We start from the raw sequence: 12,654 nt of genomic DNA on the forward strand, positions 1-12,654 counted from the left end.
CCTCCAAGGACACACCATGACCATGAGAATGACCCCGATCGTCTGCCTGCTGGCCCCCCTGCTCAGCGCCTGTGGCGGCGGTTCGGACGAGGCTCCCCTGACCGCGCCGGACTACCGCCTGACGGTCAGCCTGCCCGCTGCGGGCACCCTGTGCATCAACCTGAACCAGAACGACGGCTGCGAAGCCAATGAGCCCGCCGTCAGCGGCGAGGCCGGTGCCCACTCCCTGACCCGGCGCCACCCTGATCTGCTCACCACTCCTCTGCTGTTCATTCCGGCGGATCCCGCCGCCCTGCCCCTGGCCCACCCGGCGGCGCGCCAGGACAACCAGCACCTCACCCCCAGCCCCCTCAGCACCCTGCTGCAGACGCGTATCTCGGACGGGCTGCCACCGGCTCAGGCCCTGACGGACGTGCTGCTCGCCCTGGCCCCCCTTCACCCCGGCCCAGATCTGGCGGCACTGGCGCAGCTGGGCGACTTCAACCGCGCCCTCGCCGAGCTGGCCCTCGCCGCCTTCGATGACGAGGCCACCCTGCCCACCTTGGCCGCCAGCGAACGCCGCCTGCAGATCTGGCAGGGGCTGGTCACCCTGCTGCCCGAGCTCGCCCGGCACTTTGCCGCCAGCCCCGAGCTACTGAGCCAGCAGGCCAGACTCGCCGCCGTGCTGATGCAGCAGCAACCTAGGGCGTTGGTGACCGCCAGCGGCGTCACCACCTACACGGACGGGGTGGATTACCTGCTGACCCAGGAGCCTGCGGATCACCCGGGCCAGGAGGCGAGCCTGGGCCAGGCGCCCCTGCGCTATCGCAAGCTGGACGGCAAGGGGCAACCCCTGGCGGACAATGCCGACGAGTGGGAGTGCGTGGAGGATCTCAATACCGGCCTCGTCTGGGAGAAGAAGCTCGATGATCCGGACAGTCCGCGGGATCTGCACAAAGTCTTCGCCTGGGAGTTTGGCAACTATCACCCCAGTCAGGCGGAGCTGGATTATGCCTGCCCCGAGGGGGAAGCTATCTGCTCCACCGAGCAGTATCGCCAATGGCTAAATGGACAACGACTCTGCGGCATAGGGCACTGGCGCCTGCCCACGGCCCAGGAGCTAGGCAGCCTGCAACACTACGGCTCCCTCGCCCGCCAGGATGGCCAGCTCGTCACCCTGGATGTGCGCTACTTCCCCGACGTCGGTCCCTCGAGCGGCGACTTCGATGGCAGCTACTGGACCCAGACCCTGACCCCATCCCGGCGCCTCGAGAGCGTCCCCATCGCCGTCATCAGCCCTCAGTTCCTGGGGGAGGATGCGGGCACCGATTACCCCTATGGCGTCCAGAACGAAAATGAAATCAATGCCATACAACTGCGCCTTGTGGCCGAGGTAACCCGATGAACAAGTATCTTCTGACCCTGCTGCTCACCCTGTGCAGCCCCCTGGCACTGGCCATCGCCATCTGCGACGACGCCCTGCCCCGTACCAGCCCCACCGCCCGTTTCCAGGATCACGGCAACGGCACCGTCACCGACAGGGGCACCGGTCTGACCTGGATGCGCTGCCAGCTCGGCCAGACCTGGCGCAACCAGAGCTGCGAGGGGGAACCCACCCGCCTCTACTGGCAACAGGCACTGCAGACGGCGGAACGGATCCGCACCGAACCGAGCCATGCCCTGTATGGCTTTGGTGGTCATCACGACTGGCGCCTGCCCACCATCAAGGAGCTCGCCAGCATTCTGGAGTCCGCCTGTTACAAACCGGCATTGAACGAAACCATCTTCCCCCGCGCCATGGCCGGGGATGGCAAGGAGGTGAACGACGGCTATGTCTATCTCTGGTCCTCCACCCCGGTGCCGGCCCTTCAGGGCGTCGCCTACCTGGACATCACCAGCGGCTCCGTCGCCCAGCGCGCCCCCCGCGCCTGGGCGAAACAGGTCCTGCTGGTGAGGTGACAGCCTGGACATGGGGGCCACCCGGCCCCCTGTTTGACACGATGCAAGAAGCGCCAGGGTGACCCTGACCGTCAAAAAAGCATCAAATTGCGTCATGTGATGCCTGTTCAGGGCGGTTTTGCACGCCGCAGCGCTGGCATGAAACCGGCAGAGCGGTTAGTCTAGCGGCGTTGAACCAATCCCAAGAGGTACAGATGAAAACCGTGTTGCGTTTTAGCCTGCTGGGCGCCTTGTTATTGGGTGGCCATGCCTTCGCCGCCGAACCGAAAAAATTTGATATCAGCATGTTCCCCGCCGCCGAAGTGAACCAGGAACGTGTCGTGATCCGTCTGCCGGAAGTCGAGAACGAAGCCGACATGATGGTCGAGCTGCAAGTCGGCAAGAAGATGCTGGTCGACTGCAACCTGCCCCGCTTCGCGGGCAATCTGGAACAGCACAGCGTCAAGGGCTGGGGTTACAACTACCTGACCCTGGGCCAGGTCACCGGCCCCGTCAGCACCCTGATGGCCTGCCCAGACGGCCAGAAGAAGGAGAGTTTCGTCCAGATCTACGGTCAGGGCTTCTTCGTGAACTACAACTCCAAGCTGCCCTTCGTCATCTATGTGCCCCAGGAGTACGAGGTGCGCTATCGTCTGTGGCGTGCCGACAACCTGGCACAGCCAGCCATGATTGAGTGAGTGCCGCGCACTCGGGTTCAGCTCAGTCATGATGATAAAAAGGCGCCATACGGCGCCTTATTTTTAGCTTCCGAGCCCGTTCTTGAGCGGTTTTTCCTGTACAAAATCTGACATAACTCCACTATTTTTCAGGCTTTTTTGTGCAGCGCACCGCAAAATGCCCCCTCGGGATGCGACAAACCCTGTTCGATAAAAGATATTTATTAACATAGTAAGAAAATTGATTTTGCACTCTGCGACGGCCTGATGATACTTGCCCGCAAAGGTCAAACTAACCAGAACAAGAGCACTATGAGCTTCGAATCAGACAAGCGTTTCAACGACTTCAAACATTTTCCCCGTGGCCTGCGTCGCAGTGGCGAATTCACCGTGGCCGAAGCGGACAGTCTGGAAAAATATGGCACCGTGATGCTGGCGCTCTATCAGGGCAACCTGGCCCCGCGCGATGACGTAGAAAGTGCCTTTATCGAACAGGTCAAATCCGGCGCAGCCGGCAACAACCCCCACGCCAAGGTGTGGTTCAAATACCTGAAGGTGATTGGTCCCAAGCGCGTGCACCGTCTGTGCACCGTCGCAGGCGGCGCCAATGAAGATGCGGGTGGCAGCTTTGAAGGCGGCGGTGGCGGCAGCGACGAGTCCCTCGATTAATGGATACCGAGCTGCTTCGGACCTTCATCGAGGTCAGCAAGACCCGGCACTTTGGCCGGGCGGCTGAAAATCTCTACCTGACCCAGTCGGCGGTGAGCTTCCGGATCCGCCAGCTCGAGCAGCAACTCGGGGTCAGCCTGTTTGCCCGTCATCGCAACAACATCCGCCTGACTGCCTCCGGTGAGCGTCTGCTGCCCTACGCAGACGCCATTCTGCATACTTTGGGGCGCGCCAAGCAGGACGTGGCCCTCTCCCCCGGTTTCAGCCAGCAGCTTGCCATCGGCGCCCCCGCCGTCTTCTGGGAGCTCGACTTCAACGACTGGCTCAACCATGTCTATGCCCTGGCCCCCGGCCTCGCGGTGCGCCTCGAAACCGCCTCCCGCGAGCACCTCTGTCGCCAGTTGCTGGAGCGCTCCCTCGATCTCGCCCTGCTCTCCGAGCCGACCAAGATCGACGAGATTGCCCTGCACCCCATCGGCGAGCTGGTGTTCGAACTGGTGAGCCGGGAGCCGGCCGCAAACGCCGACAGCCTGATGCAGATGCCCCACATTCATCTCGACTGGGGCACCAGCTTCGAACCGCCATCGAGCCGATTGCAGAGCCTGCAGAAGACCCCGGTGCTGCATTCAAGCTCCGCCAGCATGGCCCTGCAATTCGTGCTGGCCAACGGTGGCGCCGCCTACCTGCCAAGGCGCATGGTGAGCCCCTTCCTGGAGCAGGGGCAGCTTCATCTGGTGGAAGGGGGCCAATCCCTGAGCCGCCCGCTCTACCTCGCCTATCTGGAGAAATCCGACCGCCGGGAGCTGATCGATCAGCTGCTCACCCTGCCGCTGGGCTGGCATGACGCCGACTTGCGTCAACCGCCTGCCGAATGAAAGAGGGCGATTTCACGCCCAGACCTGTGTTTTCATCTACCTTGGTTATCGGTGCAGCACAAACAACATTAAAAAGGGGCCATCAGGCCCCTTTTGTATGGATGTCTTTGTGCATCAGCCGTGATGACGACGGTCGTTGGCCTGGGCCAGCAGGGTGCGACTCTCGCGCAGGAACTCCTCCGCCCGCTCGCCGAAGAAGCCGGAGACCTGGCTGAAGGCCTCGATGAAGCCCTCCCTGTCGCCCCGCTCCAGCAGGCCCAGCGCCTCGCCGAAGTTCTGGTAGTAACGACGGATCATCGCGAGGTTCTGCGGCGACGACAGTATGATGTCGGCGTAGAGGTGGGGATCCTGGGCAAACAGCCGTCCCACCATGGCCAGCTCCAGCCGGTAGATGGGAGAGCTTAAGGCAAGCAGGCGGTCGATGTTGGCCTGCTCCCGGGAGAGGTGCCAGCCGTAGGCGAAGGTAGCAAAGTGGCGCAGCGCCTGAATGAAGGTCATCGCCTCGTCGTGGGCCTTGGCCTCCACCTGCTGCAAACGCGCCCCCCAGATGGTCATCTGCTCCAACAGCCACTGGCTGGCGGCGGGCTCGCGCCCCTGACAGCAGACGATCACCTGCTTGGCGAGGCTCGCCACGTCCGGCCCGAACATGGGGTGCAGCCCCAGCACCGGCCCCTGGTGTACCGCCAACATATGGGCAAGCGGTTCACTCTTGACGCTGGTCACGTCCACCAGCAGGCAGTCCGCCGGCAGGTTGCCGAGCCGGTCGATCACCTGGCAGGTGACGTCGATGGGCACCGCCACCATCACCAGCCCGGCGCCGTGCAGGATCTCGTCGGCGCGTGGCCAATCGGCCTGACCCAGGGTTTCGACCCGGTAGCCCGAGAGGCTGAACAGGTTGCCGAACAGGCGGCCAAGCTGCCCCTGGCCACCGATGATCACCACCTTGCCGAGCTCAGGCTTCATGCACTTGAAGTGGTGCTCCTTGTCGCTGGCGGACTCCAGAATATAGGACTCGCGCATCACCCGGCGCAGCACATCCTCGATAAGGTCCCCCGGCACCCCCAGTGCCTCGGCCTCGGCGCGGCGGCGGGCCAGCATGCTCGCCTCCCGATCCGGCGCGTAGATGGGCAGGCCGTGCCGGCTCTTCACTTCCCCCACTTCCCCCACCAGGGCGAGACGGGCAGCCAGCAGATCAATCAGCTGCTTGTCCACCGCATCTATCTTGTCCCTGAGGGCATTCAACTCTTCCGCCATGTCCAGTCCCTGCTGGCGCCGCCCGCAGCGACGCCCTGTCATTCAAGAGGCAACAAGGTATCACTGCGTGGGCCGTGATACCTCGATGGTTCAATCAGTTACAACAAGATACCACGGCTTATGCCGATGTTCTGGCCAAAAGTGGTGCCGCCAGCTGGCTGTGGCAGCGGGCCAGCAGCGCATCCGTGGTCTCCCAGTCGATGCAGGCATCGGTGATGGAGACGCCGTAGCGCATCTCGCACTTGGGCTGCTCGCTGGACTGGTTGCCTTCGAACAGGTTGGATTCGAGCATCACCCCGATGATGGAGCGGTTGCCCTCCTGGATCTGGTGAATGACGTTGTCGGCCACCTTGGGCTGCAGCCGGTGATCCTTGCTGGAGTTGCCGTGGCTGCAATCCACCACCAGACCGGGCAGCAAACCCGCCTTCTCCAGCGCCTCTTCCGCCAGCGACACATTGACCGAGTCGTAGTTCGGGTGCTTGCCGCCGCGCAGGATCACATGACCATCCGGGTTACCCTGGGTCTGCAGCAGCGCGACCTGACCCTGCTGGTTGATCCCCATGAAAGCGTGGGGGCTGGAGGCCGCCTGCAGCGCATTGATGGCGGTGCCGAGGTTGCCGTCGGTGCCGTTCTTGAAGCCGACCGGCATGGAGAGGCCGGACGCCATCTCCCTGTGGGTCTGGGATTCGGTGGTGCGGGCACCGATGGCCGACCAAGAGAAGAGCTCCGCCAGGTATTGCGGGCTGATGGGGTCGAGCGCCTCGGTGGCCAGCGGCAACTCCAGCTCGGCCAGCCAGCAGAGCAGCTCGCGGGCGCGGTGCAGACCCAGCTCCACGTCAAAGGTGCCATCCAGGTTCGGATCGTTGATAAAGCCCTTCCAGCCGACCGTGGTGCGCGGCTTCTCAAAGTAGACCCGCATGACAATGTAGAGAGAGTCCTGATAGGCGTCATGCAGCGCTTTGAGTCTGGTTGCGTACTCTTTGGCGGCGTCCATGTCGTGGATGGAGCAGGGACCACAGATCACCAGCAGGCGGTGATCGCGACGGTGGATAATGTCGGCGATGGTATTGCGGGCCCCTTGCACGAATGCCAACGCGCGATCGGAGATGGGCAGTTTCTCCTTGAGCTGGGCAGGCGTGATCATCACTTGTTCGGACTGGATATGGATGTTGTTCAGGGGATCTCTTTGCATCTTCTCATTCTCTCTACTGTTTCAAGCCAAGGGCGCTGACCGTATATTTTTATTTACACAAGTCAGCGCTTTGTTACGCAACCGCCCCCACCTTACCAAGGAAAAACAAACAATCAAGTGAAACCAGCGTCTTTGCACGCTGATAGATGGATAAATGACCAAGAATGCAGAGTGAAACAACTCAAAAGTAGCGACTCGCGAGGCCAAATTAGCCCCTAATCGTAAACATTAGATTACATCCATCCATTTCAATATCATCTCTCTGTCCCCCTCTCATGGCCCCTCATCCCGGCGATGACGCCGGGCACAAAAAAGCGGGGCACCTGGCCCCGCTTGCATTCCCGTGTTGCTCTTCTTTTATTATTTGCCGTGGGCCTTGATAGCCTCGACCGCCTTGTCGGGGAAGTCGCTGAATACCCCATCCACATCGGCCTGGTAGAGGAAGATGTTGAGCAGGTCGGTGAAGTCTTTCGCATAGGCCGGGATCTGCCCCTCATCCTGACGGAAGGTATAAGGATGCACCTTGAGACCGGCCGCGTGGGCCTCTTTCACCATGCCGGTGAAGACCGGCTTGCCGGGAGTGCCCGGCTCGGTTACCACCATGGGTTTCCAGGGACCTATCCCCTCGGCATAGGTGGCGATGGTCTTCATGGCCCCCGGCTTGAACATCCAGTCGTAGTCATAGGGGGTTGCCTTGCCCTTGGCATCGTAGACCATGGTCTCGTTCCAGTCGGTCTCGGCCATCAGCTGCACCAACTTCAAGTCCATACCCATGGCGGGCATCAGCTCGCTGTTGATGCGCTTGAGCTCGTTGGCATCGAAACACTGCAGATAGACCTTGTCGCTCTTGCTGGTGTAGCCGTACTCCTTCAGTACCTTGAGCACAGCCCTGGAGATGTCCTTGCCTTCGTGGCGGAACAGCCAGGGAGCCTTGATCTCCGGGTAGATGCCGATGTGCTTGCCGGTGCTCTTGTTGAGCCCCTGGATCATCTCGATCTCTTCCTGGAAGGTGTGGATCCTGAAGCTCGACTTCCACAACGGGAAGCGCGCCGGATAGACCGGCACCTGCTTGCCGTCCACCAGTTGGAACGGCTCGGTCATGCGCAGGGAACGCACCTCGTCCAGGGTGAAATCCACCACATAGTAGCGACCGTCCGGGCGGGCCCGGCCGGGGAAGCGCTCGGCCACGTCCGTGATGCCATCGAGGAAGTGATCGTGCATCACCACCAGCTGGTCATCCTTGGTCATCACCAGGTCCTGCTCCAGATAGTCGGCGCCCATGCCATAGGCCAGGGCCTTGGATTCCAGGGTGTGTTCCGGCAGGTAACCGGAGGCACCACGGTGGGCGATCACGATTTTGCCTTCGTCAGCGGCCAGTGCGGGCAGCGCCAGGGCAGCCCCAAGGCCAAGGGCTATCAGGGTACGGTGAGGTTGCTTCATCAAGAGGTCTCGTTGTTATGGTGTGTAGGATGCAGGTAATTGTTATAGCAGGGGTTTATTGCAGTTTGACGGCGGGCGGCAAAGGCCGCCCGCCATGGGTCATCAGCAGGCTTCGGGCAGGGCGTGGTGGTGCTCGAGCAGCCAGGCACCGAGCTGCTGCTGTTCGGATTCCGACAGGCGCAGCCCCAGCTTGCTGCGGCGCCACAGGATGTCCTCCAGGGAGTGGGCCCATTCGCGCGCGATGAGATAGCGCACTTCGGATTCATACAGTCCGGCGCCAAAGTGCTGGCCGCGCTCCTCCTTCAGCCAGAGGCGGGCATGAGCGCCATAGGCTTCGGCGATGCGCAGGGCGCTGCGATCGTCGAGCCAGTCGAATTCCAGCGCAAAGGCACGCGCCAGTTCACGCACCGAGCAGTCGAACTCGCCACCGGGCAGCCGGCAGGAGGCGGTCCAGTCCTCTCCCATCTGGCTGAACCAGGGCTTGAGCTTGTTGCAGGCGGCCTGGGCCAGCTTGCGGTAGGTGGTGAGCTTGCCGCCAAACACCGACAACAGCGGCGCGCCGTCGGATTCACCACTGAGCTCGAGCGTGTAGTCCCGGGTCACCGCCTGGGGTGAATCGGACTCGTCGTCACACAGGGGGCGCACCCCGGCATAGGTCCACACCACGTCTGCCGGGCTTATCTGCCTGGTGAAGTGGGCATTGACCACCTTGCACAGATAGTTGATCTCGGCATCGCTGATCTTGGCCTCCCGCGGGCTGCCCTTGTGCTCCACGTCCGTGGTGCCGATGAGGGAATAGTCCTGCTGGTAGGGGATGACGAAGACGATGCGGTTGTCCTCGTTTTGCAGGATGTAGGCCTCTTCGCGCTCATGGATGCGCGGCACTATCATGTGGCTCCCCTTGATGAGGCGAATGCCGCGGGGGGATTTCTCGCTCAGGCTCTCGTCATAGAAGGTCTTGACCCAGGGGCCCGCCGCATTGACCAGACCACGGCAGCTGACGGTGAACTGCTCGCCCCCTTCCCGCTCCAGCGTCAGGGTCCAGTGCTTGGATCCGCGCACCGCCTTGACGCAGCGGGTACGGGTCTGCACATCGGCGCCCTTGTCCCGCGCCAGCATGGCATTGAGCACCACCAGCCGGGCGTCGTCGACCCAGGCATCCGAGTATTCAAAGCCCTTGTTGATGCCGCTCTTGAGACCGTCCTGTGGCAGGAAGCGCAGGCCGCAGCTCCCCTTGAGCTTGTCCCGCTTGGCCAGGTTGTCATAAAGGAAGAGACCGGCTCGGATCATCCAGGCCGGACGCAGGTGCGGGCGATGAGGCAGACGAAAACGCATGGGACGGGCGATGTGGGGAGCCATGCCGAGCAGGACCTCCCGTTCCGCCAGCGCCTCTTTCACCAGCCGGAATTCGTAATGTTCGAGATAGCGCAGGCCGCCGTGGATCAGCTTGCTGGAGTTGGACGAGGTGGCAGAGGCGAGATCGCTCGCCTCGAACAGCGCCACCTTCAGCCCCCGCCCCGCCGCATCTGCCGCGATGCCGACCCCGTTGATGCCGCCGCCGACGACGACCAGATCATAATGTTCGCTCATGTTCACCTACTTTCTTATTTTGTGTTTGCCATGACAGCAATGTTTGATTTCGCTCATATTAGAACATGAAAAACCAATAAACGAACATTTCGTGAGAGAAATGTGATCGCGATTGTTTTCACAATGCTAAAAATGCTGCCAGTCGGTGACGGCCTGGCAAGGCTAAGGTCTGCCGGAAACAGCCATTTCGGGCAGGGAGGAGAACAAAGAGTGTCGGATGGGGGTGCCCATGGGGCAAGGTGATGAAGGCGATGACGTGAATTCCTCGCAGGCGCCTAGCGTCGGTGCAAACCGGGTGCCCGAGTGCGGGGGCAACATCAGGGGGTCAAAGAAGGAGTATCAGCGCCAGGAACTGGCCGCTTAGGCGCCGCAAGGGAGACGCCGCAGGCCGGGAGGGCCAGGAAAAAAAGCGGCCGCCCCGAGGCGGCCTGATGCCTGTGCGGGGAAGCTCAGCAGATATGGCAGGCGATCTGATGCTGGGACATCAGTCGCATCAGCTTCTCCGGCGGCTCCTGATCCGTGAACAGGGCGTGGATCTGGTTGAGGTTGCCGAGGTTGACCATGGCGTTGCGGCCAAACTTGGTGTGGTCGGCGGCCAGGAACACCTGGCGGGAGTGGGCGATGATGGCCTGGGCGATCTTCACCTCGTGATAGTCGAAATCGAGCAGGGAGCCGTCGCTGTCGATGCCCGAGATGCCGATGACGCCGTAGTCCATGCGAAACTGGCCGATGAAGTCGCGGGTCGCCTCCCCGACGATGCCGCCATCCCGGTTGCGAATTTCACCGCCGGCGATGATGACGGTGAAGTCATCCTTGGCGGTCAGGATGCTGGCGACGTTCAGGTTGTTGGTGACCACGCGCAGCTCCCGGTGGTCGAGCAGGGCCCGGGCGATGGCCTCGGTGGTGGTGCCGATGTCGATAAAGAGCGACGAGCCGTCGGGGATGTTGGCGGCCACTTCCCGGGCGATGCGCTCCTTCTCCTTGAGCTGCATCACCTTGCGGGCACTGTAGGCGGTGTTGACGGTGCTCGAATGCAGTGAGGCCCCGCCGTGATGGCGCCGGATCTTGTTCTGTTCGGCGAGATCGTTGAGATCCCGGCGAATGGTCTGGGGGCTGACGTCAAAATGGGTCACCAGATCGTCGGTCGAGACGAAACCCTGCCGGGTCAGGACGTCCAGGATCTCCAGATGTCGTTGGGTTTGCTTCACGCTTGCACTCCGCAGATGAGACGAAAAAAGGCCCCGGCAGGTGCGGGGCCTTTGGCAGTGTACCTGATCCCTTTTCCAATCGATAAGGGCAGGATCACGTTTTATGCCTTATGGGCAGCCGCCTTGGCGGCAATCGACTCGTTCTCGTGCTTGAGGGTCATGGCCAGCAGGATGATGGAGAGCACGCAGGAGACGGTGAGCACCATGAAGCCGCCGTCCCAGCCGAAGTGGTCAACGGTGTAGCCCAGCATGGCGTTGGCCGCGACCGCGCCACCCAGATAACCGAACAGGCCGGTGAAGCCCGCCGCGGTACCGGCCGCCTTCTTGGGCGCCAACTCCAGGGCGTAGAGGCCGATCAGCATGACGGGGCCATAGATGAGGAAGCCGATGGCGACCAGGGCCATCATGTCGATGGTCGGGTTGCCCGCCGGGTTGAACCAGTAGACCAGCACGGAAAGGGTCACCAGCACCATGAACAGGATGCCTGCCGGGGCGCGGCGGCCCTTGAACATCTTGTCGGAGATCCAGCCGCACAGCAGGGTGCCCGGGATCCCCGCCCACTCATAGAGGAAGTAGGCCCAGGAGGAGTGATCCACGCTGAAGTCCTTGGCCTCTTTCAGATAGGTGGGCGCCCAGTCCAGCACGCCGTAACGGATGAGGTAGACGAAGGCGTTGGCGATGGCGATGTACCAGAGCAGCTTGTTGTGCAGCACGTACTTCATGAAGATCTCCTTGGCGGAGAACTCCTGCTCGTGGCTTTCGTTGTAATCCTTCGGGTAGTCGTTCTTGTACTCCTCGATGGGGGGCAGACCGACCGATTGCGGGGTATCGCGCATCACGAAGAAGGCGATCACCGCGATGGCCGCCGCCGCCGCCGCAGGCACATAGAAGGCGCTGCGCCAGTCGTTGAACCAGCCCATGCCGAGGATGAACAGGGGGCCTATCATGCCGCCGCCCACGTTGTGGGCCACGTTCCAGACCGAGACGATCTCACCCCGCTCCTTCTGTGACCACCAGTGCACCATGGTACGGCCGCAGGGGGGCCAGCCCATGCCCTGTGCCCAGCCGTTCAGGAACAGGAGCACGAACATGATGCCAATGCTGGAGGTAGCCCAGTGCATGGTCCCCATCATGAACATGATGCCTGCCGAGAGCAGCAGACCGGCGGAGAGGAAGTAGCGCGCGTTGGATCTGTCCGACACGTTCCCCATCAGGAATTTGGAGAGACCGTAGGCGATGGAAACGCCGGAGAGGGCCAGACCCAGATCCCCGCGGGAGAAGCCCTGCTCGATGAGGTAGGGCATCGCCAGACTGAAGTTTTTCCGTACCAGGTAGTAACCTGCATACCCGAAGAAGATCCCGAAGAACACCTGCCAACGCATGCGCTTGTAGAAGGGATCCACCTTGTCGGCCGGCAGCCGGTCGATATGGGGTGCAGGCCTGAAGAGACTAAGCATGTTCTGCTTCCTTTTATTGTTGTTCTGGGCGGTTGAGGACGCCCCGCTCATGCCGGCGATCAGACGCGTCTTGATTCGCAAGCGAGCCTACTGTGCTCATTTGTGAACATTTAATCTGTGATGAGCGCTAAATTATTGCAGTTTTATTACAAAAATTGTGACGTAGTGAGTGAACGCGCATCCAGGGTCAGCCCACGCATGGCGTGGCTTTTAGCTACTCACTAAGGAGTAATATGGCCGACAACTGTTGCTTTTCGTCACATTTTCTTAGCAATGAATGGGATCTTGCCCACATTTCCGGTGGCGAGGGTATGGTGAATTGACGCAGAAGGTTTATTTTCTCTCTCGTCCAAGAACGAGCGCAAACGAGCATAA

Annotated in this window: 11 protein-coding genes; 5 read left to right on the forward strand and 6 right to left on the reverse strand. The window is 61.6% G+C overall.

Features of this window, described 5'->3' with window-relative positions:
* Window positions 1–16: 16 nt before the first annotated feature.
* From J9893_RS07865 to hdfR, 5 genes are all read left to right on the forward strand, one after another.
* Window positions 17–1,384 (forward strand): DUF1566 domain-containing protein, encoded by a 1,368-nt coding sequence (locus J9893_RS07865; RefSeq protein ID WP_103858821.1) that lies wholly within the window; start codon window positions 17–19, stop codon window positions 1,382–1,384.
* Complete coding sequence (locus tag J9893_RS07870) at window positions 1,381–1,938, forward strand: DUF1566 domain-containing protein (protein ID WP_043155288.1); 558 nt, start codon at window positions 1,381–1,383, stop codon at window positions 1,936–1,938. The genes J9893_RS07865 and J9893_RS07870 overlap by 4 nt, the downstream gene beginning before the upstream one ends.
* A 194-nt stretch (window positions 1,939–2,132) precedes the next feature.
* Window positions 2,133–2,615, forward strand: coding sequence for a serine protease inhibitor ecotin (eco, locus tag J9893_RS07875; protein ID WP_010674240.1), 483 nt, complete (start codon window positions 2,133–2,135; stop codon window positions 2,613–2,615).
* A 291-nt stretch (window positions 2,616–2,906) separates the two neighbouring features.
* On the forward strand, window positions 2,907–3,263 hold the full coding sequence (locus J9893_RS07880; protein ID WP_010674239.1) for a DUF413 domain-containing protein: 357 nt from the start codon (window positions 2,907–2,909) through the stop codon (window positions 3,261–3,263).
* The gene (hdfR, locus tag J9893_RS07885; protein ID WP_039038620.1) at window positions 3,263–4,138 is read left to right on the forward strand and encodes an HTH-type transcriptional regulator HdfR; all 876 of its coding nucleotides are present in this window, start codon (window positions 3,263–3,265) and stop codon (window positions 4,136–4,138) included. Before J9893_RS07880 ends, hdfR begins: the two co-directional genes overlap by 1 nt.
* A 114-nt stretch (window positions 4,139–4,252) precedes the next feature.
* Here hdfR and tyrA read toward each other — a convergent pair whose 3' ends face one another.
* The 6 genes from tyrA to glpT all read right to left on the reverse strand — a co-directional run bounded on the left by tyrA (window position 4,253) and on the right by glpT (window position 12,279).
* On the reverse strand, window positions 4,253–5,392 hold the full coding sequence (tyrA, locus tag J9893_RS07890) for a bifunctional chorismate mutase/prephenate dehydrogenase (protein WP_048207358.1): 1,140 nt from the start codon (window positions 5,390–5,392) through the stop codon (window positions 4,253–4,255).
* A gap of 118 nt (window positions 5,393–5,510) precedes the next feature.
* Entirely contained in the window at window positions 5,511–6,584 is a 1,074-nt protein-coding gene (locus J9893_RS07895) for a 3-deoxy-7-phosphoheptulonate synthase (protein ID WP_010674236.1), read from the reverse strand.
* A gap of 360 nt (window positions 6,585–6,944) precedes the next feature.
* Complete coding sequence (gene glpQ / locus J9893_RS07900; RefSeq protein WP_103243388.1) at window positions 6,945–8,024, reverse strand: glycerophosphodiester phosphodiesterase; 1,080 nt, start codon at window positions 8,022–8,024, stop codon at window positions 6,945–6,947.
* A 102-nt stretch (window positions 8,025–8,126) separates the two neighbouring features.
* Window positions 8,127–9,614 (reverse strand): glycerol-3-phosphate dehydrogenase, encoded by a 1,488-nt coding sequence (gene glpD, locus J9893_RS07905; protein WP_039038617.1) that lies wholly within the window; start codon window positions 9,612–9,614, stop codon window positions 8,127–8,129.
* Window positions 9,615–10,063: 449 nt separating this feature from the next.
* A complete protein-coding gene (locus J9893_RS07910; protein WP_010674233.1) occupies window positions 10,064–10,822 on the reverse strand; it encodes a DeoR/GlpR family transcriptional regulator in 759 nt (252 codons plus the stop codon).
* 101 nt (window positions 10,823–10,923) lie between these two features.
* Window positions 10,924–12,279, reverse strand: a complete 1,356-nt coding sequence (gene glpT, locus J9893_RS07915; protein ID WP_041212777.1) for a glycerol-3-phosphate transporter — start codon at window positions 12,277–12,279, stop codon at window positions 10,924–10,926.
* Between the last annotated feature and the right edge of the window lie 375 nt (window positions 12,280–12,654).

Source organism: Aeromonas sp. MaB10011B, from assembly GCF_017939325.1.
Taxonomy (GTDB): Bacteria; Pseudomonadota; Gammaproteobacteria; order Enterobacterales; family Aeromonadaceae; genus Aeromonas; species Aeromonas caviae.